The organism is Bradyrhizobium sp. WSM471, from assembly GCF_000244915.1.
GTDB lineage: Bacteria > Pseudomonadota > Alphaproteobacteria > Rhizobiales > Xanthobacteraceae > Bradyrhizobium.
In genome coordinates, this window is sequence record NZ_CM001442.1 from 5,751,994 (window position 1) to 5,777,235 (window position 25,242).

The 25,242-nt window shown below is 62.3% G+C and carries 22 protein-coding genes and 3 pseudogenes; 8 read left to right on the forward strand and 17 right to left on the reverse strand.

Annotation, left to right across the window (positions count from 1 at the left end):
* The first annotated feature begins 6 nt into the window (after nucleotides 1-6).
* From BRA471DRAFT_RS26105 to BRA471DRAFT_RS26120, 4 genes are read left to right on the forward strand one after another with little or no spacing between them, the layout of a single operon-like run.
* Nucleotides 7-1,296, forward strand: a complete 1,290-nt coding sequence (locus tag BRA471DRAFT_RS26105; protein ID WP_007612714.1) for an acyl-CoA dehydrogenase family protein — start codon at nucleotides 7-9, stop codon at nucleotides 1,294-1,296.
* Nucleotides 1,297-1,298: 2 nt separating this feature from the next.
* Nucleotides 1,299-2,822, forward strand: a complete 1,524-nt coding sequence (locus BRA471DRAFT_RS26110) for a class I adenylate-forming enzyme family protein (RefSeq protein ID WP_007612716.1) — start codon at nucleotides 1,299-1,301, stop codon at nucleotides 2,820-2,822.
* The gene (locus tag BRA471DRAFT_RS26115; protein ID WP_007612718.1) at nucleotides 2,819-3,913 is read left to right on the forward strand and encodes an NAD/NADP-dependent octopine/nopaline dehydrogenase family protein; all 1,095 of its coding nucleotides are present in this window, start codon (nucleotides 2,819-2,821) and stop codon (nucleotides 3,911-3,913) included. The genes BRA471DRAFT_RS26110 and BRA471DRAFT_RS26115 overlap by 4 nt, the downstream gene beginning before the upstream one ends.
* The gene (locus BRA471DRAFT_RS26120) at nucleotides 3,910-4,902 is read left to right on the forward strand and encodes a 3-hydroxybutyryl-CoA dehydrogenase (protein WP_007612720.1); all 993 of its coding nucleotides are present in this window, start codon (nucleotides 3,910-3,912) and stop codon (nucleotides 4,900-4,902) included. Before BRA471DRAFT_RS26115 ends, BRA471DRAFT_RS26120 begins: the two co-directional genes overlap by 4 nt.
* Here BRA471DRAFT_RS26120 and BRA471DRAFT_RS26125 read toward each other — a convergent pair.
* The 6 genes from BRA471DRAFT_RS26125 to BRA471DRAFT_RS26150 all read right to left on the reverse strand — a co-directional run bounded on the left by BRA471DRAFT_RS26125 (nucleotide 4,899) and on the right by BRA471DRAFT_RS26150 (nucleotide 11,251).
* Nucleotides 4,899-5,945 carry a hypothetical protein gene (locus tag BRA471DRAFT_RS26125; RefSeq protein ID WP_007612721.1) on the reverse strand — a complete coding sequence of 349 codons (1,047 nt, stop codon included), beginning with the start codon at nucleotides 5,943-5,945 and terminating at the stop codon, nucleotides 4,899-4,901. The two genes, BRA471DRAFT_RS26120 and BRA471DRAFT_RS26125, sit on opposite strands and share 4 nt — an antisense overlap.
* Nucleotides 5,946-5,982: 37 nt before the next feature.
* On the reverse strand, nucleotides 5,983-6,750 hold the full coding sequence (locus BRA471DRAFT_RS26130; protein WP_007612726.1) for an ABC transporter permease: 768 nt from the start codon (nucleotides 6,748-6,750) through the stop codon (nucleotides 5,983-5,985).
* Nucleotides 6,747-7,532, reverse strand: a complete 786-nt coding sequence (locus BRA471DRAFT_RS26135; protein ID WP_007612727.1) for an ABC transporter permease — start codon at nucleotides 7,530-7,532, stop codon at nucleotides 6,747-6,749. The genes BRA471DRAFT_RS26130 and BRA471DRAFT_RS26135 overlap by 4 nt, the downstream gene beginning before the upstream one ends.
* On the reverse strand, nucleotides 7,529-8,374 hold the full coding sequence (locus tag BRA471DRAFT_RS26140) for an ABC transporter ATP-binding protein (protein WP_007612728.1): 846 nt from the start codon (nucleotides 8,372-8,374) through the stop codon (nucleotides 7,529-7,531). The genes BRA471DRAFT_RS26135 and BRA471DRAFT_RS26140 overlap by 4 nt, the downstream gene beginning before the upstream one ends.
* 120 nt (nucleotides 8,375-8,494) lie before the next feature.
* Complete coding sequence (gene ilvD / locus BRA471DRAFT_RS26145) at nucleotides 8,495-10,189, reverse strand: dihydroxy-acid dehydratase (RefSeq protein ID WP_007612729.1); 1,695 nt, start codon at nucleotides 10,187-10,189, stop codon at nucleotides 8,495-8,497.
* Nucleotides 10,190-10,267: 78 nt separating this feature from the next.
* On the reverse strand, nucleotides 10,268-11,251 hold the full coding sequence (locus BRA471DRAFT_RS26150) for an ABC transporter substrate-binding protein (RefSeq protein ID WP_198287911.1): 984 nt from the start codon (nucleotides 11,249-11,251) through the stop codon (nucleotides 10,268-10,270).
* A 150-nt stretch (nucleotides 11,252-11,401) separates the two neighbouring features.
* On the opposite strand from BRA471DRAFT_RS26150, the pseudogene BRA471DRAFT_RS40425 reads away from it, so the two are divergent.
* A pseudogene (locus BRA471DRAFT_RS40425) lies at nucleotides 11,402-12,343 on the forward strand (NAD(P)-dependent oxidoreductase); the annotation flags it as partial.
* A 16-nt stretch (nucleotides 12,344-12,359) separates the two neighbouring features.
* On the opposite strand, the gene BRA471DRAFT_RS26160 reads toward BRA471DRAFT_RS40425, so the two are convergent.
* From BRA471DRAFT_RS26160 to BRA471DRAFT_RS40440, 7 genes and pseudogenes are all read right to left on the reverse strand, one after another.
* Complete coding sequence (locus BRA471DRAFT_RS26160) at nucleotides 12,360-12,914, reverse strand: flavin reductase family protein (protein ID WP_007612732.1); 555 nt, start codon at nucleotides 12,912-12,914, stop codon at nucleotides 12,360-12,362.
* A gap of 9 nt (nucleotides 12,915-12,923) precedes the next feature.
* Entirely contained in the window at nucleotides 12,924-14,153 is a 1,230-nt protein-coding gene (locus BRA471DRAFT_RS26165; RefSeq protein WP_007612734.1) for an acyl-CoA dehydrogenase family protein, read from the reverse strand.
* A gap of 188 nt (nucleotides 14,154-14,341) precedes the next feature.
* Nucleotides 14,342-15,610 carry a CaiB/BaiF CoA-transferase family protein gene (locus tag BRA471DRAFT_RS26170; protein ID WP_007612735.1) on the reverse strand — a complete coding sequence of 423 codons (1,269 nt, stop codon included), beginning with the start codon at nucleotides 15,608-15,610 and terminating at the stop codon, nucleotides 14,342-14,344.
* A gap of 236 nt (nucleotides 15,611-15,846) precedes the next feature.
* Complete coding sequence (locus BRA471DRAFT_RS26175) at nucleotides 15,847-16,275, reverse strand: GNAT family N-acetyltransferase (RefSeq protein ID WP_007612739.1); 429 nt, start codon at nucleotides 16,273-16,275, stop codon at nucleotides 15,847-15,849.
* A gap of 46 nt (nucleotides 16,276-16,321) precedes the next feature.
* Nucleotides 16,322-16,471, reverse strand: a pseudogene (locus tag BRA471DRAFT_RS40430) (terminase); the annotation flags it as partial.
* A 192-nt stretch (nucleotides 16,472-16,663) separates the two neighbouring features.
* Nucleotides 16,664-17,284, reverse strand: a pseudogene (locus BRA471DRAFT_RS40435) (PBSX family phage terminase large subunit); the annotation flags it as partial.
* Nucleotides 17,272-17,811 carry a M23 family metallopeptidase gene (locus BRA471DRAFT_RS40440; RefSeq protein WP_083843270.1) on the reverse strand — a complete coding sequence of 180 codons (540 nt, stop codon included), beginning with the start codon at nucleotides 17,809-17,811 and terminating at the stop codon, nucleotides 17,272-17,274. The gene BRA471DRAFT_RS40440 and the pseudogene BRA471DRAFT_RS40435, both read right to left, overlap by 13 nt.
* A gap of 328 nt (nucleotides 17,812-18,139) precedes the next feature.
* Between BRA471DRAFT_RS40440 and BRA471DRAFT_RS26190 the strand changes: the two genes are divergently transcribed.
* A complete protein-coding gene (locus tag BRA471DRAFT_RS26190) occupies nucleotides 18,140-18,394 on the forward strand; it encodes a hypothetical protein (RefSeq protein ID WP_007612743.1) in 255 nt (84 codons plus the stop codon).
* A 66-nt stretch (nucleotides 18,395-18,460) separates the two neighbouring features.
* Here the strand turns inward: BRA471DRAFT_RS26190 and BRA471DRAFT_RS26195 are convergent, their stop codons facing one another.
* Nucleotides 18,461-18,799, reverse strand: coding sequence for a hypothetical protein (locus tag BRA471DRAFT_RS26195; protein ID WP_007612744.1), 339 nt, complete (start codon nucleotides 18,797-18,799; stop codon nucleotides 18,461-18,463).
* A 708-nt stretch (nucleotides 18,800-19,507) separates the two neighbouring features.
* Between BRA471DRAFT_RS26195 and BRA471DRAFT_RS26200 the strand changes: the two genes are divergently transcribed.
* Both BRA471DRAFT_RS26200 and BRA471DRAFT_RS26205 read left to right on the forward strand, forming a co-directional pair.
* The gene (locus BRA471DRAFT_RS26200; protein WP_007612747.1) at nucleotides 19,508-19,705 is read left to right on the forward strand and encodes a hypothetical protein; all 198 of its coding nucleotides are present in this window, start codon (nucleotides 19,508-19,510) and stop codon (nucleotides 19,703-19,705) included.
* A gap of 124 nt (nucleotides 19,706-19,829) precedes the next feature.
* The gene (locus BRA471DRAFT_RS26205; RefSeq protein WP_007612748.1) at nucleotides 19,830-21,362 is read left to right on the forward strand and encodes an FAD-dependent monooxygenase; all 1,533 of its coding nucleotides are present in this window, start codon (nucleotides 19,830-19,832) and stop codon (nucleotides 21,360-21,362) included.
* A 158-nt stretch (nucleotides 21,363-21,520) separates the two neighbouring features.
* Here the strand turns inward: BRA471DRAFT_RS26205 and BRA471DRAFT_RS37125 are convergent, their stop codons facing one another.
* The 3 genes from BRA471DRAFT_RS37125 to BRA471DRAFT_RS26220 all read right to left on the reverse strand — a co-directional run bounded on the left by BRA471DRAFT_RS37125 (nucleotide 21,521) and on the right by BRA471DRAFT_RS26220 (nucleotide 24,936).
* Nucleotides 21,521-23,008: a hypothetical protein gene (locus tag BRA471DRAFT_RS37125; protein ID WP_231170967.1), complete on the reverse strand. Its 1,488-nt coding sequence runs from the start codon at nucleotides 23,006-23,008 to the stop codon at nucleotides 21,521-21,523.
* Between the two features lie 115 nt (nucleotides 23,009-23,123).
* Nucleotides 23,124-23,774, reverse strand: a complete 651-nt coding sequence (locus BRA471DRAFT_RS26215) for an imm11 family protein (protein ID WP_007612751.1) — start codon at nucleotides 23,772-23,774, stop codon at nucleotides 23,124-23,126.
* Nucleotides 23,775-24,159: 385 nt separating this feature from the next.
* Nucleotides 24,160-24,936, reverse strand: coding sequence for a DUF4261 domain-containing protein (locus BRA471DRAFT_RS26220; RefSeq protein ID WP_007612752.1), 777 nt, complete (start codon nucleotides 24,934-24,936; stop codon nucleotides 24,160-24,162).
* Nucleotides 24,937-25,242 lie beyond the last annotated feature (306 nt).

Here is a 25,242-nt window from a genome sequence, read left to right on the forward strand (position 1 = left end):
TGCGCAATGACCATGCAAGTCAGCAACACCATCGGCGCGACTGACAAGGTCGCGTTGGATGCACCGATCTTCGATCCCGTCGCGTTCCGCCTGAGCGACGAGCAGGCCGGCATCATCGCGCGGGCGCGCGAGATCGGCCAGAACGTGTTCGCTGGCCGCGCCGCGACTTACGATCGCGAGGCGATCTTCCCGTCCGAGAATTATCGCGACCTGCATCGCGTCGGCTTGCTCGGTATTGCCGTGCCCAAGAAGCATGGCGGGCTCGGCGCGAATTATCAAACTTACGCACTGGCGGCAGCCGAAATCGGCCGCTATTGCGGCGCGACCGCACTCACATGGAACATGCATGTCTGCTCGACACTGTGGTCGGGCCCGCTCGCCGACGATCTGGACATGGATGCAAGAACCCGTGCCGAGCACGAGGGGCGACGTGCAGTCCACTACAAGCGCATCGTCGAGGACGGCGCGATCTATTCGCAGCCCTTCTCGGAGGGCGGTGCGGCAGCCGCAGGCGGCGTCGCTTTCGGCACGGAAGCAAGGCCGGTCGAGGGCGGCTGGATCGTCAACGGCAAGAAGATCTTTGCATCGCTCTCGGGCCATGCGGACTATTACGGCGTTCTCTGCACCGAGATCGAGGAAGGCGAGAAGGCTTCGCGCCGCAATACGCTTTACCTCGCCATTCCTGCAAAATCGGAAGGCGTTTCGGTCGTCGGTGACTGGGATCCGCTCGGCATGCGCGGGACGGTCTCGCGCACGCTGCTGTTCAAGGACGTGTTCGTGCCAGCAGATTCGGCGCTGATGCCGCGGGGCGTCTATTTCCAGGCCGCGATGCGCTGGCCGCACATGTTCCTGACGCTGTCGCCGACCTATATGGGCCTTGCACAAGCCGCCTATGACTTCACCGTGCGCTATCTGCGCGGCGAAGTGCCGGGCATGCCGCCGGTCAAGCGCAGGATGTATCCGACCAAGCAGATTGCGGTCGCGCAGATGCAGATCAAGCTCGAGCAGATCAAGGCGATCTGGTTCCAGGCGGTCACCGAGGCGCGCGCCAATCCGAGCAAGGAGCAGGTGCTGCGCGCCTATGCCGCGCAATATTCGGTGATGGAGGGCGCCAATGAGCTCGCCGCGCTCGCGATCCGTACCTGCGGCGGTCAGGCCATGCTCCGCTCGCTACCGCTCGAGCGGATCTATCGCGACAGCCGCTGCGGCTCGCTGATGCTGCCCTGGACAGCCGAGCTCTGTCTCGACCGGATCGGGCGCGAGGCGCTGTACGAGGCCGGCGAAACGGACGACTGACGGTGGATCTCTGCAGTCTGATCGATCGCAACGCGGCGTTCGCGCCGGACAAGACGGCCATTGCCTTCGAAGGCGGACGGTTGAGCTATGCGGCGTTCGCTGCACGCATCGAGCGGACGGCGGCGATATTGAAGCAGGAGCTCGGCGTAGGCCGGGGCGACCGCGTTGCGATCCTCAGCCTGAACCGGCCGGACTATCTGGTTCTGCTCTATGCCTGCGCGCGGCTCGGCGCGATGCTGGTGCCCCTGAACTGGCGGCTGGCTGTCGCCGAGCAGCTTTTCATCCTCACCGATGCCGGCGCCAAGGTCCTGGTGCTCGAGCAGGCATTTGAGGAGGTTCTTGCCGAGCTGGACGGCACCGCAATTGTCGGGCTCGATTTCGAGCCGCCCCGCGGCATGACGCTCGAAAGTCTGCTGGCCCGTAGCGAGGGCACCGGCCGCAACCCGCACACTGACCTCTCCTGTCCGCTTCTCATTGTCTACACCTCGGGAACGACCGGACGGCCCAAAGGCGCAGTGCTGCGCCAGGAGGCGCTGTTCTGGAACGGCGTCATGAGCCAGCATATGCACAACATGACGTCCGATGACCACGTGCTGACGCTGCTGCCGTTCTTCCACGTCGGTGGCCTCAACATCCAGACCACGGCGGCGCTGCAGCTCGGCGCGATGGTCACGGTTCACGCACGCTTCACGCCGGACACAGCGCTTGCAGCCATCGAACGGGAACGGCCGACGTTGACCGTGATGGTGCCGGCAATCATCCAGGCCGTAAGCGAGCATCCTGCCTGGACCACGACCGACCTTTCGTCGCTCAAAGCCGTCGCGACCGGCTCGACCATCGTGCCGCCGTATCTGATCGACCGCTTCGTCGCGCGCGGCGTCCCGGTCCTTCAGGTCTACGGCTCGACGGAAACTTGCCCGATAGCGGTCTACACCCGGCTTGGTGGCGATCTCTCGCGCGCGGGATCGACCGGACTTGCCGGCCTGTGTTGCGAAGCGAAAGTGATTGATCAGGCCGGCAGCGAGGTGCCGGCGGGCGCGCCGGGGGAGATCGCGGTGCGCGGACCCAACGTGTTCTTCGAATATTGGGGCAATGCGGACGCCACGCGCGATGCTCTGCACGACGGCTGGTATCGTACTGGCGATATCGGCCTGTGCGACGCGGACGGCTATTTCTGGGTGCGCGACCGCAAGAAGAACATGATCATTTCCGGCGGCGAGAACATCTATCCGGCGGAGGTCGAACGCGTCCTGCTCGAACATCCCGATGTCAGCGAATGCGCCGTGATCGGCCGGCCCGATCCACGCTGGGACGAGGTGCCCATCGCCTACGTGATCCCGCGATCCGGCTGTCGGCTGGAAGCAGACGCGTTGAAAGCGCATCTTCAGGCCCAACTCGCGCGCTACAAGATTCCGCGCGAGATCGTTTTCGTCGCCGACCTGCCGCGCACTGCGCTGGGCAAGGTTCAGCATTTCCTGCTGAAGCAGCTTGATGCGCAATCGCGCACGCAAGGAGAAGCATCTTGAAGATTGCGGTTCTGGGGGGAGGAAACGGCTCTTTCGCGGCCGCGGGCGATTTTGCGCTGTCGGGACATGAGGTCCGACTCTGGCGCCGCGACGCCGATCAGGTCGCAGCACATCGCGCCGCAGGCTCGCGCATCCTGGTGAAGGATCATAACGGCAGTCACGACGTCAAGCTCGCGCTGGTCACGACCGACATCGCCGAAGCCGTCAGCGGCGCAGAGCTGATCCTGTGCCCCGCACCCGCCTTCGCGCAGCCTGATATTGCGCGCCTGCTTGCTCCACATCTGCGGGATGGGCAGGTCGTGTTTCTGCCACCGGCCACGTTCGGCTCGATGATCTTCGCCCAGGCTGCGCGGGATTGTGGCAACCACGCCAAGGCGAGCTTTGCCGAGACCGGAACGTTGCCATGGCTGACCCGCAAGCACGGGCCATTCGAGGTCGCGATCACCATCCGCGCCAAGCGACTGCCCGTCGGCGTTTTCCCACTCGATCAGGCGCCGCGTGCACTTGCGGTGATTGGACAGGCGTTCCCCGGCGCAATCGAGCCGTGCGGAGATGCTCTCTCCGGTGCGCTGATGAACGCCGGCCCGATCATCCATCCGCCCCTGATCGTGATGAATGCAGGCCCGATCGAGCATTTCGAGAGATGGGACATCCACAAGGAGGGAACGCAAGCCGCGATTCGCCGGGTCACCGACGCGCTTGACGCCGAACGGATCGCCGTGCGTGAGGCGCTCGGATATGGCGCACCGCACTTTCCGCTCGCCCATCACTATGCCAAAGAAGGCGAGATCTGGATGTATGGCCGCGGCTCGCATGACCGGTTGACCGATTCCGGCGACTGGCGCGAGCGGATCGTGCTGACCGAGCACCGTTATATGAGAGAAGATTTGCGGCTTGGGCTATCGCTGCTGGTCTCCGTCGCCGGCCTGGCGGGCGTGGCTACGCCGCTGGCCAAGGCGTTCCTGGCCATTGGCGGCGCAGTTTGCGGTGAGGACTTTGCGCAAGGCGGCCGAACCCTCGAGACGCTGGGGCTCGGCAATCTCGATAAGGCCGCTTTGCGGACGCTTCTTCGCAGGGGATTTGACCGATGACCAGCCGAGCCATCATCGCCTGTCTCGGGGCCGGCCGCATGGGCCGCGGCATCGCCGTCGCGTTTGCCTACGCGGGGCATACGGTCACGATGATCGACGTCAAGGACCGCTCGGCGGAAGATTTCGCGAGGCTGGAGGCAGATGCGCTCGGCGAAGTCGGGACGACCTTTGCCAGCCTGTCGAAGCTGGGGCTACTGACCGAGGCGGATGTCGATCCGCTGATCGCGCGGGTCTCGGTGGTGCCGGCCGGCCTGAGCGATGTGGCACTATCCGATGCGGGAATAGTCTTCGAGGGAGTCCCCGAAGTCGTCGAGCTCAAGCGGGATGTGCTGGGGGCGGCCTCACAGCAAGTCGGCCCCGATACGATCATCGCATCGACGACGTCGACCATTCTCGTCGACGATCTCTCGGGCGCGATCGTGAATCCTCGCCGCTTCCTCAATGTGCACTGGCTCAATCCCGCCTATCTGATCCCGCTGGTCGAGGTTTCGCCCGGCAAGGCTACCGATCCCGCTGTCATCGACGAGGTCAAGGGGCTGCTCGAAGGCATCGGCAAGGTGCCGGTGGTCTGCGCGGCGACACCCGGCTTCATCGTGCCGCGCATCCAGGCGCTGGCGATGAACGAGGCCGCGCGCATGGTCGAAGAAGGCGTCGCCAGCGCAGAAGACATCGACAAGGCGATCCGCTACGGTTTCGGCTTCCGCTACGCCGTGCTTGGGCTGCTCGAATTCATCGACTGGGGTGGCGGCGACATCCTCTACTACGCCAGTCGTTATCTCGAAGGCGCACTCGGCAGCGACCGCTATCGCGCGCCGGACGTGATTTCAAGGAACATGCACGAAGGCCGGATCGGCCTGCGCACGGGTGCAGGCTTTCTCGATTATTCCGGCATGGACGTCGACGCCTATCGGGCAAAACGGCTTCAGGCCATGGTCGACCTGCTCCGTCACTTCGACCTGGCTCGGCCTCCTGTGCTCGATCGGAGCTAGCCGAAAACGTCCTGCAGCACTCCTTCACGCACGACCGCGACGCCATCGAGCTCGATCGTCGTCCCCATCATCGGCAGATCGAAATGGCCCGCCGTGTAGCGGCCGGCGAATTCGTTGGCACCGGTCGAGAACAGGAAGTTGCCGGAGACGGCACGAATTTCCGTGCCGTTGGTGTCGCGCTGGTCATACATCGACAGCGCCTCGTAGCGCGCGCCCGGATTCATGCCGAAACCGACATGCGATACCGCATAGGCTTCCCGATCGCCCCAGGCGGCAAGATAGGCACGCATCATTGCGGCATCCGTGCCTTCGCCTTCCAGCTCGACAACATAATCGTCCTTCAGTGTCATCTTCACCGGCGAAGTCAGGTAACGCTTGAAGGTCAGGTTGATGTCGCCGGGCGCCATCACCAGCGTGCCATTGATCGTTCCGCTCTTGGGGAAGCTGACGACGATGCCGCCGGGCCAATGCGCCAGCGTACCGGGTTTGTCGGTCCACCCCCACACACCGACCGTGGATGCGCCGACCATATCGACGTCGAGCGCCGTGCCGGCCTTTGACGTCACCCGCATCCGTTTGGTCCCGCGCAGCATCTTTGCCGCTGCGCGAACGCGCTTCTCGAGCGCGGGAACCGGCACCATCCGCTCCAGCGCCTCGGGATGCTCGTTGGAGATCACCAGGATGCGCGCGCCGGCTTTGAGGATCTCGGGTGTCTCGACCGCATGCATCAGGCCCTCGATGGTGCAATCCACCACAAAGCCAGCCTGCTGAAGCGCGGTGATCACCGGACCAAGCCGCTGGATCGCCTCGCTCGCACCCGTCGAGCGAACCGGAACGATATTCCGGTTACGCGGGGTCGGCATCACCACGTGAAACGGTCGCGCGCCCATCCGCAGCAGCGCGAGCTCCGCCAGGTGAACATTCAGCGCACGTGACTGGGTTTCCGAGAGGATCGCCGCGGTATCGCCGGCCTTGACGGCGCATCGCTCAAAAATCTCGCAAAATGCGTCGATCCATTTTGCCTCGATGCGATCAGCCAGCATGGTCTACTCCCGGTCTTCTGGTTTCTTCTTCGTCAGTTCATGCTTCGGGGAAACCCCGCAGCAAATACGCGCGCACAGCCCCCAGCAGGCCATTGAGGATCAGGCCCAGCAGCGAGATCGTGATCAGCGGAACGAACATATCGACCGCCTGAAAAGTCCGGGCCGCCGTGACGAGGACATGTCCGAGCCCGTCGCTCGACGTGATCATCTCGGCCAGAAACACCACGATGCAGGAAATGACAAGGCCGATCCGGCAACCGGTCAAGATCGACGGCATCGCGGCCGGCAGCACCACCTTGAACAGGATCTCATAGCGCGGCGTTCCCGCCGCCATAGCCGACCAGATCAGCTTCTGCTCCACCGTCGACGCGCCGTAATAGGTAGAGAGCAAAATGGGAAAGAGTGCATCCGCCGCCACCAGCGTGATCTTCGACCCGTGACCGAAGCCGAGCAGCAGCAGCAATGCTGGATAGAGCGCGACCTTGGGCAAGGGCGCGAGTACGCGAACGATCGGCCGGACCACGGCGTTGATAGCCGGACTGGCGGCCGCGGCGATGCCGATGCTGACACCGAGCACGACCGCAATCGCGAAGCCGGCAAACAGCCGGATCAGGGTCGCCGCGATCTCCTGCTGGAACGTCCATGTCACGAGCTGCTGCAGCAACCTGCTGAAGACGTATCCCGGTGGCGGCAGCAAGACCGCAGGCGCAAAGCCAAATGATACGAGGCCTTGCCACAGCGCGATCACCAGCACGATCGGCGCGAGGCCGAGGATGATGCTGGTGGAGCGAAGCTGCGGCATCATGAGAAGCTCAGCGGCAAATCGAACTGAGGCTCAGACCAGCGCACCAGCCTGGCGCGGACCCGCTCGAAGATCGCATCCAGGCAGATTCCCATCGCGCCGACGACAATGATCATCGCAAAGACGGTGTCGTATTGGCCCATGTCGAGGGCATTGAACAGGATATTGCCGGCGCCGGACTGACGCGCGATCATCTCGCTGGTAATCATCGTGATCAGCGCCAGCACGAGTCCGGTGCGGCAACCGGTCAGAATTTCCGGCAGCGCCGCCGGCAGTACGATCCGGACCAGCCGTTGCGCAGGCGAAAGCCCCATCGCGGCGCCCGACCACAGCATCTTCTCTTCCACCGCCCTGGCGCCCTCGAAGCTGTGATAGATCACGGGCAGGCTGACGCCGAGAAAGATCACCAGCGTCTTCGTGATGTCGCCGACGCCGAGCCACAGCATGATGATCGGCATCAAGGCTGCCTTCGGCACCGGGTAGATCACCATCAGGAGCGGATTGAAGAAGGCCGCGACGGCCCGGCTGCGGCCCATCAACAGGCCGAGTGGGATCGAAACCGATACCGCTATGCCAAACCCGACCGCCATGCGGCGGAGCGAGGCCAGGATGTTGATCAGAGCTTCCTTGTCTCCGAGGATGTCCGGGATTGCACGGATTGCCTCGATCGCCGTCGGGAAGCTGTCGTTCTTGAGCGCGAGTGACGCAACCTGCCATGCCGCAAGAAGCCCGATGCAGGCAACCACCGGCGCGGCACGCTTAGCCATGGCCGTCAGCGATGTCATGACGCCGATCCCGTCTCTTCGACCTCGTCGAACATGCGCTCGATATCGACGACGTATTTCTGGTACCGTGGATCGAGCAGCAGCTCGCTGCGGCGGCGCGGCCGCGGCAGATCGATGTCGATGACCTCGCGGATCCGGCCGGGAGACTTCGACATCATCACGACCTTGTCCGACAGGAAAACCGCTTCGTCCACAGAATGCGTGACGAACAGCACCGTCTTGCGATCACGCTCCCAGATATTCAGCAGATCGTTCTGCAGGCGCGTTCGCGTGTGAGCATCGAGCGCGCCGAACGGCTCGTCCATCAACAGAACCTCAGGATGGTAAGCCAGCGTCCGAGCCAGCGCCACGCGCTGCTTCATGCCGCCGGACAGCTCCTTGGGATAGAAGTTCTCGTAGCCCTTGAGCCCGACCATTTCGATCAGGGCACGGCTCTGTGCTTCCGCCTCGGTGGTGCGCACGCCCTGCTGGCGAGGGCCGTACATCACATTGCCCAGCACGGTCTTCCACGGAAACAACGCGAATTCCTGGAATACCGGACCGCGATCCGGCCCTGGTCCCCTGATCGTCCGTCCCCTGATCTTCGCTGAACCGCTGGTCGGGCTGACGAAGCCGCCGACGACGTAAAGCAGCGTGGACTTGCCGCAGCCGGACGGACCAAGGATGGAGACGAAGGCTCCCTCCTCGATCGAGAGGGAGATGTCCGATAGCGCTACATGGTCCTTGCGCGCCGAGGTCTGAAATACCTGCGAGACGCTCTCGATCTCGATGATTGCAGAAGCCGGCTTTTGCGGCGTCACCGGTCTCACCCATCCGCTCGATCTCGAAGGCACTACCTTCATCCCGTCTCACTTCATTCGCGCGAACCCAGCGCAACACGCTCGCTGAACATCCTCCGCCAGCGACGCAAGCTTAGCAAGAAACTTGCCAGACCAGTGGCTGTTTCCGGCAGGTTCGTCGCGTCATCCGAACCAGGGCCATTCTGCGGGCCCCTCATGTGTGACGGCCCCGCCCGGTGCCTGGCCAACCAATCGCGCATATTTCGCTAGCGCACCAGCACGGTGACGAGGCGGACGCGGCTTCCAATCCTGTCGGCGAGCAGTGAGTTCCTGCTCGTCGACCAGCATATCCATCCGCCGATTTGCGGCATCGATCCGGATCCTGTCGCCATCGCGAACCAGGGCCAGCGGACCGCCAACGAAGGCCTCGGGAGACACATAGCCGATGCACATTCCGCGCGTGGCGCCGGAGAACCGTCCATCCGTGATCAGAGCCACATTCTCGCCCATGCCCTGTCCGTAGATCAGCGCGGTGACGCCAAGCATCTCGCGCATGCCGGGGCCGCCCACCGGCCCTTCATTGCGGATCACGAGAACCTCGCCCGCCTGATAAGTGCGATCACGAACCGCCGCGACGCAGGCCTCCTCGTCTTCGAAAACGCGCGCCACGCCTTCAAAGAACTGGCTCTTCAGGCCCGCAACCTTGATGACCGCGCCGTCGGGACAGAGGTTTCCCTTCAGCACCGCGACGCCGCCATCTGGCATGATCGGCGCGCCAGCCGCGTAAACGATCTCTCCGTCAGGTGCATTGGCGGCGCCATATTCTTCGGCGATTGTACGGCCCGTGACGGACAGGCAGCTGCCATCAATATGCCCGCTCTGAATCAGCTCCCGGATCACCACGGCGGCGCCACCGATATCGTAGACATCCTTCGCCGTATATTTGCCTCCCGGCCGCAGATTTCCGATCAGCGGCGTCCTGGCAAAAACCTCGCCGACATCGTCGATCGTGAATGCGATCCCGGCCTCGTTCGCGATCGCCGGCAGATGCAGCGCAGCATTGGTCGAACCGCCCGTGGCAGCCACGATTGCCGCACCGTTTTCCAGGGATTTCCGCGTCACGATGTCGCGCGGCAAAGGCCCGCCGCGCTCCAGCATCGCCATGATGAGGTGCCCGGCCCGCCTGGATATCTGCGCGCGTTCGGCATAGACACCCGGCACCATCGACACGTTGGGAATGGTAAGGCCTATCGCTTCAGACACCATCCCCATGGTGTTCGCGGTGAACTGCCCGGCGCACGCGCCGATGGTCGGCAGGCAAGCCCGCTCGATCCGCTCGAGCGTGGCACCGTCGATCTCTCCCGTCATGAAGCTGCCGACAGCCTCGTAGGAGTCGAGCACGGTCAGGGTCCGCCCATCGACGCGGCCCGGCAGCGCGCTGCCGCCATAGATGAAAATGGCTGGCACGTTACACCGGACCATGCCCATCATCACGCCGGGAAGCGTCTTGTCGCATCCGCCGTAACCGATCAGCGCATCGTAGGCGAGCCCATGGACGACGGCTTCGATCGAGTCGGCAATCAGCTCCCGCGAAAACAGCGAGAACTTCATCCCCTCGTGATTCATGCTGATACCGTCGGAAACCGATACGGTCGAAAACTCGCGCGGCGTGCCGCCGGCCTCTTCGATCCCGGTCTTGGCCGCTGCGACCTGGAAGTCGTGCGTCATGTTGCAGGGCGTCTGTTCGCCCTTCATGCTGACGACGCCGACCATCGGCTTGGCAATGGCGGCGTCGTCGAGCCCCATGGCGCGCATGAACGCGCGGTGCGGAGCCCGGTCGAGACCATCCGTCGTGATCCGAGATCGGAGCTTCTTCATACGTGCGTCTTCTTCATGCAACGTCCCGGATCATTCTGGACGCCGCGATCTTCTCGCTCGGTTCATTCGACCGACCGCCTATTGCAGCGGAGCGACAATCGTCGAATGCTTGAATTGCGCGACATCCAATTTTGGCAGCATCCCGGTCTCCGCGTAGATGTCCAGCATCTTCTGGATCGCGGGGAAATTCGGTGCCGCGCCCGGATCGCGGCCAAAATCGTTGTCCTTGAGCAGATAGGTCTCGAGAACCGGAATAGGTGCCTTCAGGACTTCGTTGACGACCTTCAACGTCTCTTCGCGGTTCGCGAGCGCTTTCTTCATGCCAGAGGTAATGTCACGCACGTAAGCCTTGACCAGTTCAGGGTTCTTGTCGACGAAATCGGCACGGCAGGCTTCCAGGATGTGCACGATGTTCGGCATCGCCTGCGACAGCGAGAACAGTTTGCGCGTGCCGCCCTTTGCCTCCGCGCGTGCGGCAAACGGCTGGTTCATGTTGACCGCATCGACGCGGCCCTGCCGCAACGCATCTTCGGAGACGGCAAAGCCCACCTCGACCAGCTTGATGTCCTTGGACGGATCGATGCCGTTCTGCTTCAGCAACAGATTGAACGGGCCTTGCGTGCCGCCGCCGATCACGGAGATTCCGACCGTCTTGCCCTTGAGATCGGCGATCGTCTTGATCGGGGAGTCGTCCATGACAGCCCAGTAGACCGAGAAACCACCGGCCTTCTCGAAGACATGCTGCGCCACGATGTAGGCCTTGAGGTTGCCGCCAACCACGCCGTTGGCAAGCGACAGCGGCGCCTGCGTCGCGCAATCCAGCGCGCCCGCCGCCAACGCCTGCGTCATCGGAGCGGTGCCCTGAAACTGGGTCCATTCGATGTTGTAGGCCTTGCCGATATTGGGAAACTCAGCCGGGCGGCGCATCATCCAGTATTTGGATTCCTCGGCCGGAATGGTCCAGCCGACGCGAATTGTCTGCTGCGCCCATGACGGGCCCGCGCTGGCGCTCACGGCCGCTGCCGCCCCCAAAACCAGGATCCACTTCGAAACGGTTCGCATCATGCCCACTCCGCTGCCCAGGCGCCGACCGGCGCCATCCAACCCGACCGCGGCAAATGTTTCATGGTTCAAACAATCAAGCAAGCCATGCAGGCCGGGCGGTTTCGTCGTGGGATACGCCATGTATGGTAGCGTAGCGTCGCGCGGCGCAGATGGAGGCAACCTATGGCTGAGGCAAGCAAGACAAACCCGCAACGCGCCGAGCGGCTCGGCTATCTCGGCCTTGGACTGATGGGGACACCGATGAGCCGGCGCCTGCTCAACGCCGGCCATCAGGTCACAGTCTGGAACCGTTCGGAAGGGAAGATGGCCGCACTCGTCGAGGCCGGTGCCAGGCGCGCAGCCACCCCCCGCGACTTGATGGAGAGTTCGGACATCGTCTTCATGTGCGTGACGGATGCGGCTGCCGTGGAAGAGGTGATCTTCGGGCCCGCGAGCATCTCAACCGCGGCTGGCGCGGGCAAGCTCGTGGTCGACTTCTCGTCGATCCATCCTGATGCCGCACGGGACCTTGCAACGCGATTGTTGGCAGCGAATGGCGCGGGCTGGATCGATGCGCCGGTGTCCGGTGGTACCAAGGGCGCCGAGGAAGGCACGCTTGCCATCATGGCCGGCGGAAAAGCCAGCGACATCGAGCGGGTCCGCCCCTACGTGCTGGCCATGGCACGCAGGTTTACCCATATGGGCCTGACCGGCGCCGGCCAGACCACAAAACTATGCAACCAGGTGATCGTCGGATGCGCGATGGTCGTTCTTGCGGAGGCAACACGCCTTGCCGTGAACGCCGGAATCGATGCCAACCGGTTGCCCGAAGCGCTCGCCGGCGGCTTCGCGGACTCCATTCCGTTGCAGCTGTTCGTGCCGCGGATGGTCCAGGGCATTCACTCACCCCCGCTAGGTCACATTGCTACAATGCTCAAGGACCTCGATACGGTCGCCGACGTCGCTCAAACGACGTCGACGCCGGTGCCCATGGCCTCGCTCGCCGGACAACTTTTCAGGCTCGCCAAGGCCGCGCGAGGCGCGGACGCGGATGCGCTCGAAATCTACAAGCTTTCGGCAGGGGCCGCTGAACCGTCGAGCGCGAGCTGAAGCACGCTTGGAGTGACTACTTGCGCTCGTCGTCGGCAAGAAATCGGCCAAACGCACCTCGAGCGAAGAGCAGCGGCTCCTTCGTATTGTAAGTATAGGCCTCGACTGCACCGAGAAAGATCACGTGGTCGCCGCCGTAATAGCGATTGACCGAGCGGCATTGAAAATTGGCAACGCTCTCGGCGAGCACCGGCGCGCCGCCGAGGCCCGGCGCCCAGTCGACACCGGTGAACTTGTCATCAGACGATTTGGCGAATTTGCTCGCAAGCGCCTGTTGCGAAACGCCAAGAACGTTGACGGTGAAATGACTGGCGTTCTGGAAGATGGTTAGACTAGAGGAATAGACGACGAGGCTCCAAAGAACCAGCGGCGGATTCAGCGAGACCGAGGCGAACGAATTGCACGTCAGGCCATAGGGCTTGCCGTCAGGAGCCGCGGCCGTGATGATCGTCACGCCAGTGGCGTAGGTGCCTAGCGCACTGCGGAAATCACGGGGATCGATCGGCGAGCTGTCGCTCGCGAACTCGTTGGCCGGATCGGGAACGGCTGGCTGCTTCGGCAGATCATTCATCGGCCGGCCTCACAGCGTGAGATTCTCGGACGGCAGGCCCAGCGCCACGCGTCCATAATTGGTCCCGGCCGCATCGAAATTGAACGCGAGATGCGAATTGATCGCGTGCGCATCGCGGAATTGCCGCTGCAACGCGCCCGTCGTGAACAGGCCCCGTGCTCCGCTCGCGGCAAACAGCATCGACACCGCATCCGTGCAGAAATTTACTGAAAAAGCACCGTCGCGCCGATATCTGGTCTTGGTCGCCATATCGGGGATATGACCCCGCCTTGCATCCTCCATGGCATTCAGACAGGCCGAGCGCATGATCAGGCGGGCAGCATCGATCTTCGCCGAGGCCTCGGCGATTTTGATTTGGGTGCTTTGAAAGTCGCTCAGTTTGGCGTGATTATAGGTGGAAATGCGATGACGGACGACCTCCGCATAATCGTCGAGACACGCCTGCGCGTTTCCCAGCGCGACGCCTGAGAGGACGTAGGGAAACAGCGAGAACACCGGGAGCGCATACAGCGGGTTGGGATTGAGCTTGCTTCCCGGAGTCGGCCCACCGTCAAGATCGCCGACCGCGACCGTCATGTCGTCGGGCACGAAAGCGTCCCTGACCTCCACGTCGCAAGACCCTGTCCCGCGCAGCCCTGCGACATTCCAGGTGTCGAGGACTTTGTAGTCGGCTTTCGGCAGCAGAAATATCCGATACTCGATGCCGTCTGCCTCATCGTCGGAGTAGACCACGCTTGCAAGCATGTTCCATGCGCAGGAGGCAACGCCCGAGGAGAACGGCCAGCTGCCATGGAGCCGGTATCCGCCCTCGACTCTCGTGGCACGTCCGGCGGGAAAAATGAACGAGGACGCGATCAGCGCGTCCGGATCACGACTCCAGACCAGATTCTGCGCCGTCGGCTCGAACATGCCGAGCATCCAGTGATGGCTCGCCAAATTGGCCAGATTCCACGCCACCGATGCGTCCGCCTGTCCGAGCAGGTCCGCGCAATCGATTAAGGCGACATAATCGAGTTCTGCGCCGCCGATGCGCTTGGGCTGGAGCATCCGGAACAGGCCCGCGTCGTGCAGATCCTTCTCCGTTTCGGGCGGCAAATGCCGCAACTCCTCCGTCCGCGCCGCCCGCTCTCGCAGCCGTGGCACGAGCGCGCGGGCCTTCGCGACCATTGCCGCATGGGCAGGCTCATCGAATTGCGCCCCTCCGGGCCGGCCCACGCTCGGCTCTTGACCAGGCGCCATTCGTATCCCTCGCTTTCACACATTTATGCGGCGAGACCCTTGCCAAATCAAGCTGAGGCAGCGCTGTCCGGGTATGGTCGCCTGAACCCGGGCTGCCCGGGAAGATACGATGCCGCGAAGGTGGCGGCATCGCCAAACCGTGATCCGCCAGTCGCGCGAGGCTGGCCTGCAGGACTCAACCCTCAGGCTCAGCCCGACGTCGAGGGCTTGCCCGAGCCAAAGACGCCCTTTTGGGTGAACTGGGATATCCGGCGCTCGTCGTAACCGAGGGTGTCCCGCAAGACCTGCTCCGTATGCTCGCCCAGCAACGGAGCAGCCACAGGGTCAATCGGGCCGGTCAAACTCATGGCAATCGGCGGCTCGATGTTCGGGACCCACCCCGCCGTACGATGCGGAATCCGGTTCAAGCGATGGCGCTCTCGCGCCTCCGGTGCATTGAACCCCTCCTCGACCGTCCGGAGATAGCCGACCGGGATATTGGCCAGCTTCATCTTGGTCATCCAGTTCTCGAGGGTATCGCTCGCAAAGACCTCCGCGATAGCTGCTCGCAAGAGCTCCTTGTGCTCGGAGCGGGCTTTGCGCGTTGCAAACTGCGGATCGGTGATGAGATCGGGCCTGTTCAGCACCTCGACGACCAATCTGCGATAGAGCCGGTCATTGGCACACGCGATGTAGAGCGGCCCATCGGAGGCCTCATAGACGCCGACAGTAGGAGACCCGCTCGGCGAGTTACCAAACCGCCCAGGGTTCTCGCCGTTGATCAGATAAGCCATGCCGTAGAAGCCCGTCATCCCCATCGCGATGTCGAACAAGGCGACCTCGACATGCTGGCCGCGACCGAGCCGATCCCGCGCCAGCAGCGCCATTAGGATGGCGTTGCAGGCAGACATCCCCGTCGCCATGTCCACGATGGGCGGGCCGGTGCGAACCGCCGGGCCATCGGCAAATCCGTTGAGCGACATGAAGCCGCTTTCCGCCTGCGTGATCGGATCAAAACCGGGACGCGAGGCAAACGGTCCGGTGCGCCCGTAGGCGGAGATCGAGCAATAGACTAGCCGCGGATTGAGCGGCGCAACCGTTTCATAGTCGAGGCCAAATTTCTTCATGACCCCGCTGGAGAAGTTCTCGACGACCACGTCGGCCTTGCGAATCAAATCCAGCGCGATCTCACGAGCCTCCGGCACGGTAAGGTCGAGCGCGATGCCACGCTTGTTGCGATTGAGGCTCAGATAGGCAGCACTCTCTCCACCGATCTCGGCGTGTTCATACGCACGCGTGTCATCGCCTCCGTCTGGATTCTCGATCTTGATGACGTGCGCACCGAAATCAGCAAGCGTCTGCGTACAGGCCGGGCCGGCAACCACACGCGTGAAATCGACGACCAGCAGACCATCGAGCGCGGTAGGCGCGCCCGTCGCCCGCGACGAACGTTCCGGCAATTGAGGCTTGGTGGGCATCGACGGCGCTCCCTTACATCGGTTATCGTTGCCGAATTTCCCGCAGGAGCAAACTTAAAGCCCGGCACCGCCGACTTCGCAAGTGTTTCGCCCGCATCGCTTCAATACGCAAGAAGGGCCCGGCAGCTGTCAAGCTGCCGGGCCCTTGAACGTTCCGTGTTGCGCTTCATCTCGCGCGAACCATTTTTACGTTGCGTGAATCGCGTTCCGCACCACGGGAAACTTGGCCCACTCGTTCAGCGAAGCCGCTTTCGCCAGTAAAGCGTATGCGGCCAAGCCCAGGGCACGTGGGGTTCGAAGAGCCGATAGCCCGCCCGGATGAAATTATTGGCAGACACCGCATTGTCCGTCGTATCCGAGACGATGCTGTCCCATCCAATACGCCGTGCCCTTGCCTCGATCACCCGCATCAGCCTGCACTGGAGGTCACGCCCCCGGTGCCGCTGCAACACACCGACCCTGGAGAAATAACCGCCATTTCGAATGTGGGTTGACGGCACGACACCGGCGAAGGCTACTGGCTCATCACCGTGATAGGCAAGCCACCACGCCCCTAACTCGAATTGTGGCAAGGGAGCCGCATCGAAGAACGTCGACTGATGCAGGTCGGCCAATGTATCGACGATGTCGTCATCGGATGCATCGACGATGCGAATTCTGTACATGGACGGTCCATTGGATGGAGTGCAGAAATGTCGTACCCGTTGAGGCTCACTTGCCCAGCACGACCTTGACGCCGAGCCAAACCGCGCCGATCAGCCCGGTGGCGATCACCGTAATGACGGCTTTGAAAGTGTAGCTCTGCGCCTGCTCCACGCTCGTTCGCCATCGGCGCAGGTGCTGAAAATCAGCCCTCATTTCGCTGCCGACCCACTGCACGATCCAGATCGCGAAGGCATCCGCCGCGGCGCCAGCGCCGCCGATGTCGATGAAGGCGCGCAGCGGCAGCAAAGGATCCGCCGCAACCTTCCCGATCCGCCCCTGCGCGCGCGCTTCCGACAGCAGCGAGGCGAAATACGCGCCTTCGAAGGCGCGGGCATATTCGCCTTCCCAAATGTGGTCGTACCGCTCCGGATAGAGCTTCTGGTCGAGCAACCGTTCCTCCGTGAGCACGTCCGGAAACCAGGGATTGTCGCGCCAGTTCGCCTTGACGACGACAGCTCCTTCGGGCCGCCGCCCGCGCAAGAAATCGTCGATCGCATCGCTCTTGCGGCGCGGATTCCAGCTCGCCCACAGCTCGGAGTCTTTTGCGCGGATCGTCGGCCGCAGCAGCGCAAGACTGCGCGCGCTCAATGACTGAGCCTCGTCGATCCAGGCGATGCGAAATCCTTCCAATGATTTGATCGAGTCGGCTGTGTGATCCTGAAGCCCGCGAAAGATAATCAGCCCGTCGCCAGGCGTTTCGATTTTGTCGCTGAAGAAGTTGAAGCCGTGGCCGAGGCCAAGGCTGGCGATCTTGCCCTCGATCAGCCGCTTGGATGACTGCGCCAGCGTCCGCTGCGCCTCGCGGATGCAGACCGCCAGCGTGCCGCGCTCGGCCTGGCAGGTCTCGACGAGAAGCTCGCCGAAGAAATGCGATTTGCCCGAGCCGCGCCCGCCGTAAACGCCCTTGTAGCGCGCGGGCTTGAGCAGCGGCTCGAAGATCTTGGCCGTCGGAATTTTCAGGATGGACAATGGATGCGCTCGCTCACCCTAGGGCAGGCCGGTGCGCCTGCGCCACATCGTGGACCAGTCTTCGTTGTTTGCTGTGTTGGATGGTCGTTGCGGAGCCTGATTAGAGCCGGCCAAGACACCTGCGCCGGAAGGCGAAGGCCACGATCCGAATCGCCTCTCGAAATCGCTTTGCTCGGCGAGGGCACCTCTCGTTGCTTCCAATATGCCTGAGGATCGAGACGATTCCCGGCGGCGTCGATCAATTGATAATGAAGATGATGATCCCCGCCTTCCACGTATTTCTTGTCCACGCCCATGTTGCCCATCGTGCCGAGCATCTGCCCCGCGACAACCCGATCGCCGACGCTGACATATTGCCTGCGCGTGTGCAGCAATTCGTGTGACACGCCATCCGCATCCCTGATCGCTGTTCGACCTGCAGATCCTTCGCCGGCATTCGTCACGATGCCATCAATCGGAGATCGCAATGCGGGATGCCTCAGATTGATCCCCTGCTGTCCGTTTGGAACTACGTTATAAATTCCCATCCACGCCACGAGGCGAACCAAGCAATGCCAATTTGCACACTTACTCGCTCAACCCCTGATAGATGGACTATTCTGAGCTTGCCCCCTCTGACTGCTCATCAGCAAACCTCGCACAGGAACAGATTCGTGAAACTGAATCGGATGAAGCACCTCACCTCGTCGTCGATGCTTGCCGCGCTTTTGCTGTCGTGTGCTGGCTTGCCTACCCAGGCCCAGGAAGGGCCCAAGAGTTCGCCCAAGATGAGTTCGCCCGGCAAATGGCGCAAGGGACGGCATCTATGCAACGCCGGGCTCCAATTTCGATGCAAGATGCGGGGAGTACGGCGACATGCGGATCGACTGGAGCGATAATTTCACCTCGGGAGGCGAGGAGGGCTGCAAGATTACCAAATTATCGGATACCGCTCCCGGCAGCATCAGACCTGACGTGGTCTGCGAGTCCGCTGACAGGGAAGGACATCCGTACAAGGAGATCATTCTCATGAAGAAGATCGACGAGAAGACGATCTTCACTCGCGAGACCCAGGACGGGAAGTTCAAGCGATCCGGCGGCTCGATGGCCTATTGTCCGGACAACGCGTAGCGCATGTATAGCGACTCCAAGAAGAAGGGCTAATCTGAGCTCGAACAATTTTTCACAGCCGTCGGCTCACGCGTCGCGCCCAGCGGCACCGCCGCCCGCGCTCCCCGGATACACGATGATGCGTTCGATCCGGTGAATCAATTCCAGCACGCCATCCTCGCTGTTCTCGATCGGCAGCGCCGCCTTGCCCCAGCCGCGATCGAGGATTGCATTGGCGGCGGAGACACGGGCGGCCGGCGTCGCGTCGTCGCTGCGCATGATGCCGACCAGCACGCTGAGCGCGGTTCTGGTGTGGCTGCGCGCAAGCGAGCGGATTTCGGTCAGGGTGCGCGCGCTGGACGTCTTCCGTCGCGCAGGCGCGCGGACCGGCTCGCTCACGAGCGCAATTTCCATGTCCTCGCTCATGACAACGTCTCCCACAGCGCGATTGCAACCAGGCCCGCGAGCGCGAGCGATATCAAATAGGCCGTCATCGTCTCTCCTCGACAAAGAAATGCGCGGCAGATCGCGAATGAGGCGCGATCGTTTCGGGCGCGAACCCTATCTCCGCATCCGGAGACCGCAGCGGCGCGAGCAGATCGCTCGCGCCGCGGGCCGGCACGTTCGCGCGTGCACGGCCAGCAATGGTACGGACGGCGGCACGCCGATCGGCGCTCCCTCAACGCGTTTCAAGCGAGTGCGTGGCCGTGATGCGTGGGCCGCCGTCCGATTCCGACAACTGGGTACGAAAAAACCCGCGGCGGATTTTGTCCCGCGCGGGCGTTGCGAACTTTTCGATGATGCCACTATGCCAGTGTTTTGCCCGACGGGTCAAGTCGTAATTCTGTTTTTTCGAAGTAGAATCCGACAGCATCTTCGGGACGCCGATTCCGACCAGTCGCGACCATGAAAAAGGCCCGCCAACGGGTTGTACCGTGCGGGCCGAACCAAGCTCTTCGATAATGCCACTATGCCGGTGTTTTGCCCGACGGGTCAAGCTCTATTTCGATTTTTGCGAATTAAAGCCGACGGAAACCTTCGGGAAGCCAATTCCATTCAGGCTGCCGGCGTTTCGCCCGACGTGTCGACGAACGAACCGTCCCTGCCCGCGTTAGCCGGTCAGGAGGATCGACAATGACGCTGAACACGACACCGAAAACATCGCGAGATCTGCCGGGCCAGAAGCCGCGCATCGACGGGGAGCGCGACACGCGAGAGGCCATCATCCCGGATGCTGACGAAACCGGGGACCAGAACCGCGATCTCGTTCACGGCGAGGGCCGAACCATCGATTGTCCCACCAGGCCCGGCGATCTCTCGAAAGACGACTAGCCCAGCGAGCCCGAATGACGAGGCTCTTCCTCCCATTCTGATATGTGGTGCGCAACGGGCTTGCTTCAAGTCCCCGGTGATCGCGTAGAACCCTCGGCCCAGCCAACAAGTCGAGGGTCACGACATGTCCGTATTGCTTCCGACGTCCCGGGCGCGCAGCCGGAAACAACAGGCCACCCTGAACAATCCGGCGATGACAGACCATGCCGTCGTCATCGCCGGCGGCGGACCGACCGGCCTGATGCTGGCCGCGGAGCTCGCGCTGGCGGATGTCGACGTCGCCGTGGTCGAACGGCGCGCCGATCAGGAACTGGTCGGCACCCGCGCCGGTGGCTTGCACGCGCGCAGCATCGAGATCCTCGACCAGCGCGGCGTCGCGGATCGTTTCCTGCGCGAAGGACAGATCACCCAGCTCGCGGGCTTCGCCTGGACCAGGCTCGACATCAGCGATCTCCCCACCCGGCACGCTTACGGGCTCGCCCTGCGGCAGAGCCACATCGAGCGCATCCTGGCCGACTGGGTCAGCGAGCTCGGGGTGCCGCTCTATCGCAACCGCGGGGTCACGGGATTCACGCAGGACGAAACCGGCATCGACGTGACGCTCTCCGGTCGCGAAACCTTGCGCGCGAATTATCTGGTCGGCTGCGACGGCGGCCGCAGCCTGGTGCGCAAGGCCGCCGGCATCGAATTCGCAGGCTCCGAGCCGACGCTGAGCAATCTGATGGCCGAAGTCGACATGCGAGACGAGCCCGAATGGGGCCTGCGCCATGACGCGCTCGGCTTTCACGGTCTCAGCAAGACCGAGAGCGGACGCGTGCTGGTGGTCGTGACGGAAGCGACGCTCGATCGCACGGGCGCGCCCGGTCCGCGAGATCTCAGCGAAGCCCTCGTCGCCGTCTACGGCACCGACTTCGGGCTCCACAACCCGTCCTGGATCTCCCGCTTCACCGATGCGGCACGGCAGGCCGTGTCCTATCGCAAGCGTCGCGTGCTGCTCGCCGGCGATGCCGCGCATATCCATCACTCCGTCGGCGGCCAGGGCCTCAACATTGGCGTGCAGGACGCCGTCAATCTCGGCTGGAAGCTCGCGCAGGTGGTCAAGGGCCTGTCGCCCGAAAACCTGCTCGACACCTACCACGCCGAGCGCCACCCCGTCGGCGCGCGGACCTTGCGCAACACAATGGCGCAAATCGCCCTGCTCCGCCGCGGCGAGGACGGCCTCAAGGCCGCGCGCGAAATCGTCGCCGAGCTGCTCGCGATGGACGCGGCGCGAAAGCGCTTTGGCGCGATGATGAGCGGGCTCGACGTGCACTACGATCTCGGCCAAGGCCACGCGCTGCTCGGGCGCCGCATGCCCGATCTCGATTTGACGGTCGACCGGCGTCCGCTGCGACTGTTCACGCTGCTGCACGGCGCGCGCGGCTTGCTGCTCGATTTTGGCAAGACAGGCGGCCCCGACATCGCGCCCTGGGCAGATCGCGTCGATCGCATCGACGCCGAGTGCGACGGCCCGTGGCAGCTTCCGGCGATCGGACAAGTCGCGGCACCAGCCGCCGTGCTGGTGCGGCCCGACGGGCACGTGGCCTGGGTGGGAGACGAGAGCCAACGCGGACTGGCGGACGCGATGGCGAGGTGGTTCGGACCTGCTGCGGCGTGAGGCATGAACGTTCGACACTCCGTCGAAACAAAGAAGCCCGCGGAATTCCGCGGGCTTGAACCAGGCACCTTTTCGATGATGCTATTCTGCCAGTGTTTTGCCCGACGTGTCAAACGACAGATCTCGAACAACATTCGCTCGTCGCTATAACCCGCATTTCACTCCGGCCCACGCAACGGCCGTATCCAGCGCGCGTACCACTCCTCAGCGTCGTTGTGCGGACTTCCTGCGCCATCCACTCCAAAGATCGGTAGCGGAATGAAATAGCTTGGCTCATTCGCAAATGGGCCGATCGGCCGGCTCGGCTCCGACTGTTGGCCGTTAGCGGTCGGCATGGTCCAGTTGCCGAACCGATCGTTGAATTCCGTGGAAGGCAGATAAGGGACTGGCGCACTTCCCGACCTGAAAACGCTGCCCGCATTCGACTCATTGACACGGGTGAGACGGCGGACCTCTTCGGGCGCGATAGCCCCAGCACCAGGGGCAACTGGCGCTTCAATTCCGCTCGAAGACTGAGCGGGCGTTGCACCGTCTGCCGCTTCGGTCCATTGACCGAAACGATCGGTAAAGGTGCTCGCCCGCGCGGAATTTTGGTCGAGCGAGTTGTCCGATGGTTGCTGCGCACCAGAGTGTGACGTCGATACGGCAGATACTCCGCTCTCTTTCCCGCTGGCGGGCTCGGCGCCAGCGGCAGAACTCGCCGCCCCCGTCAGCCCAAGAGCCCCTGCGATAGGCAGCCAAGCCTGTAAGAGCGGCAACAATTCGGGTGCGACCATCGCGCCCCCGAAAATCGCGAGTCCGCGCAAAACAGCCGGACGGTCGGCAGGATCGTAGGGGAGATTATGCGGGTCGGGTCCCATCAATAGCGATCCGTCCGAGCGCCTGAGCAGATCGCTAGTCTCCGGATTGAATTGCAGAACCTGCGGAGGCGGCGGCATAGCCGTGCTGGGAGGCAGTTTGCCGAGCCGCTGCTCATCTGGACTAGGCAGCGGAAATGCCGGCACTCCGCCTGCGAAGCGTGGATCGCTCCGCGCAAACCCTTCCGTTGCGTTCAGACCTGCGAGAGAAGGCGAACTGTAGCCTGGCAGCGGTGGAAACTCGCTCGGGTTGACTGGTGTCGAGCCGGGTATGCGAAAGATGCTTGAGGAGGGATCAAGGGGTGTGAACTTGGACCAAGGCGTCTCCTTCAAGTCTTTGTTGCCGGGCGTTAGGTTAACGCCAGGATTATCGTCGATTGCCTTACTGAGCTGCTTTTCCCTATCGAGATTGCCCAAGTACGGCGAGAATTTGATGAGATGACTTCCAGTCCGCCTGAGCTCACGGATTCTGTTCTGCTCTTCGGGGTAATCGGCAAGATATTTTTCACGACCGGCAAGAAAGCTCCCATTGCCAGGATTTACATCAGCGCCGGAACTCGGCGTGTTCGTGTAAAGGTCTCCATTTGCAAGCGCAATTCTCATCGCATCTTGCAGACGCTCGACGGCCTTCAAGCGTAGAATAGCGTCAGGGATCTTGGCAATCGCGTCAAGTTCTTTGCAAGCCGCGTAGTATGATTCGAGATGCCCACCGGGATGAGGAGATATCCCCATTTCGGCAGCGAGCAGCCGATCTCTCGGGAGATAAACGATATTTGCAGGCGCATCCAAATCTACTCCACGCAAGGCTTCGTTGGGCGCACATTGCTCCGGAATAATATGGTGACCCCATAGAATCGAACTTCGCATGATGTCCCTCAGGAGGGTTCAGCGGCCGCTTGAGCCGTCAAATGTCCAAAGCATTATTGAATTGGATTCCGAGAAGGCCGGCTTCCTTGCAGGCATCCTTGAGCGCCTGATCGCAAATAACCGTCCTGTAGCAGAAGGCCATTCGGAATACATGCGCGCCCCCGACCGCGTCTTCGTTGAAGACGAGTTTGGCGCCACTCCGGAAGTTGTAATATTTCTTGCCGAAATCCTCGTACTTTGGGTCGTCTTGGATACCTATCTCGAGCCGTGACTGCTCTTCGTCCAGTGCGTCCAGGACGCGAATGGCATCGCACAACCAGTATCGCGGGCCATCGTAGGTCCCCCGCGAAACACTCACGTCGCATGCTGCGAATTCGAATCCGGCATGATCGACAGCTTGAAAGACCATCTTCGCTCGGTCAGACACCAGCCAAAAGGAGTGAAAGTGCCTGATGTCCAAAGGTCGTCGCACTCGCTTCTTCTTAAACAGGAAGCGCGGCGGCTCGAAGTATTCCGGAAATCCCCGCCGGCCCGGTGGCGGCGCAAGGAGTTGCGTGCCAGGAGCAAGAGCATCAGCGTTCTCCCAGGTCATACGAGGGCGAGCGGGGCGGAAATCGATGGCCATTTCATAGTACTGCCCCTTCGGTACGCTTCGGCGACGGGGTCCAACCTTCTCGTTGTCATTCATGATGGTCTGCTCGACTTTGACGGTGGCAAGAGTAACATCGTTAGATCAGCGAGGACTGGGCCTGCCGGATTGCGGGCGTCACCTGCGGCTCCGTTGATCTTGGTGCTCTATGTTCTGCGAGAAAGATCATGCTTTCGCGCTCTGGGTCGTTTCGCAATAGAAACTGCCCTTTCCTGGCCCATGACTACGTCCCATTGAACATCATGCCCATCGGGGCATGACGAAGAACTGCCATCAACTGCCAATAAAAAAGCCCGCGGCACCCCCGCGGGCTCGATCCAAATTCATCTCGATGATGCCAATCTGCCAGTGTTTTGCCCGACGTGTCAAATGACGTATCATGAATGAGACGCGCGCAACTCTCTTCGCGTATCGTGACAGTCAATTATGCCGAACCATCGGTACAGAAAAGAACGGGCAAGCCTTCGAATCGATCGGAGGCCTGGTAGCGAGCCGAGAAGCGCTCGCGCGAGTCGCGACCAAACGTGTCGCCGTCTTTGACCACAAGCCCGTGCTCAACCAGATAGACGGCAAGACCGTCCACCTTATTGATCAGCGTTGGAAGTGTCAGCTTGTGGGTCTCGAACTCGATTTCACGCTCAGCAAATGCTGACAATCCCATCGTTACTGCTCCGATGCCTGTCTTTGATCGGAACGGCAATATGTCCACCCACAGTGAAGAAGGATACTCTGGATACGGCGCAAACGATTGGCTGGACATGTCCAACCATAGATCGGCGGAACGTGCGACCTTGCCATTCCATACAACAGCGCAACATTCCGGCACGGTCGCGATCAATGCGCCGATAACAGCCGTCGTTAGACGAGCGGCGGGCAACGGACGCTGATTTTGGCCAAGCACAGAGACGATCAGGTGCCCTCGATGCCGCGCCGCAACCGACTTACTCTCTGGCCATATCCTGGCGGCGCGCGACCACAAACCGGGATCGTCAGGAATGCGCGCGGGCATCGACATGACGGCAACAAGCTCGTTGCCACAGCGAATGAGCGGCGAGTTTGCCTGAGTCTGTTGCGCGTCTCCGTTCTCCGCAACCTCAGTTGCCAGCTCAGGATGTCGAGCGCGGAGGGCCTTCGCAAGTGCCGACATGTCCGGCGTTGCCGGCGTGTCCAACAGGACCAAAGCGAGCAGTGAATTGCTCATCGGCTACCCCACAGAAATTTTGGGAGCGAGACCAGATGCACTTGCTCTTCGCCCAAAGGTTGAATTTTTAATTTTTAGAACAAAACACGAACAGTGTCAACTCATCCTCTCGCCCGCGTCGGTTGGCGGGCCACGCGCACGTTGTTCTTAGAGCGATCCCCCGCGCGTGATCGTCATCGGCTTTGCTGCGCTGAGCTCGGCAGCGCTCGAGCCGGTGCAGAGATCTCACACCCCGTGCTGATCATCCGGCGCGTCCCTGCCCGCGCGAGCTGAGCTGGCTTCTGTCCAAAAGTGAACATTGCAATC

Bases quoted from the DNA above. Each gene is read 5' to 3' on its own strand.
- ilvD (WP_007612729.1), bottom strand. From the start codon at position 10,189: ATGAAGAAGCTCCGATCTCGGATCACGACGGATGGTCTCGACCGGGCT.
- BRA471DRAFT_RS26190 (WP_007612743.1), top strand. From the start codon at position 18,140: ATGCGGATCGACTGGAGCGATAATTTCACCTCGGGAGGCGAGGAGGGC.
- BRA471DRAFT_RS26140 (WP_007612728.1), bottom strand. From the start codon at position 8,374: ATGAAGGTAGTGCCTTCGAGATCGAGCGGATGGGTGAGACCGGTGACG.
- BRA471DRAFT_RS26175 (WP_007612739.1), bottom strand. From the start codon at position 16,275: ATGTACAGAATTCGCATCGTCGATGCATCCGATGACGACATCGTCGAT.
- BRA471DRAFT_RS26195 (WP_007612744.1), bottom strand. From the start codon at position 18,799: ATGAGCGAGGACATGGAAATTGCGCTCGTGAGCGAGCCGGTCCGCGCG.
- BRA471DRAFT_RS26215 (WP_007612751.1), bottom strand. From the start codon at position 23,774: ATGAATGACAACGAGAAGGTTGGACCCCGTCGCCGAAGCGTACCGAAG.
- BRA471DRAFT_RS26135 (WP_007612727.1), bottom strand. From the start codon at position 7,532: ATGACATCGCTGACGGCCATGGCTAAGCGTGCCGCGCCGGTGGTTGCC.
- BRA471DRAFT_RS26130 (WP_007612726.1), bottom strand. From the start codon at position 6,750: ATGATGCCGCAGCTTCGCTCCACCAGCATCATCCTCGGCCTCGCGCCG.
- BRA471DRAFT_RS26170 (WP_007612735.1), bottom strand. From the start codon at position 15,610: ATGCCCACCAAGCCTCAATTGCCGGAACGTTCGTCGCGGGCGACGGGC.
- BRA471DRAFT_RS26160 (WP_007612732.1), bottom strand. From the start codon at position 12,914: ATGAATGATCTGCCGAAGCAGCCAGCCGTTCCCGATCCGGCCAACGAG.
- BRA471DRAFT_RS26200 (WP_007612747.1), top strand. From the start codon at position 19,508: ATGACGCTGAACACGACACCGAAAACATCGCGAGATCTGCCGGGCCAG.
- BRA471DRAFT_RS26125 (WP_007612721.1), bottom strand. From the start codon at position 5,945: ATGCTGGCTGATCGCATCGAGGCAAAATGGATCGACGCATTTTGCGAG.
- BRA471DRAFT_RS26105 (WP_007612714.1), top strand. From the start codon at position 7: ATGACCATGCAAGTCAGCAACACCATCGGCGCGACTGACAAGGTCGCG.
- BRA471DRAFT_RS26205 (WP_007612748.1), top strand. From the start codon at position 19,830: ATGTCCGTATTGCTTCCGACGTCCCGGGCGCGCAGCCGGAAACAACAG.
- BRA471DRAFT_RS26220 (WP_007612752.1), bottom strand. From the start codon at position 24,936: ATGAGCAATTCACTGCTCGCTTTGGTCCTGTTGGACACGCCGGCAACG.
- BRA471DRAFT_RS40440 (WP_083843270.1), bottom strand. From the start codon at position 17,811: ATGGGAATTTATAACGTAGTTCCAAACGGACAGCAGGGGATCAATCTG.
- BRA471DRAFT_RS26150 (WP_198287911.1), bottom strand. From the start codon at position 11,251: ATGCGAACCGTTTCGAAGTGGATCCTGGTTTTGGGGGCGGCAGCGGCC.
- BRA471DRAFT_RS26165 (WP_007612734.1), bottom strand. From the start codon at position 14,153: ATGGCGCCTGGTCAAGAGCCGAGCGTGGGCCGGCCCGGAGGGGCGCAA.
- BRA471DRAFT_RS26120 (WP_007612720.1), top strand. From the start codon at position 3,910: ATGACCAGCCGAGCCATCATCGCCTGTCTCGGGGCCGGCCGCATGGGC.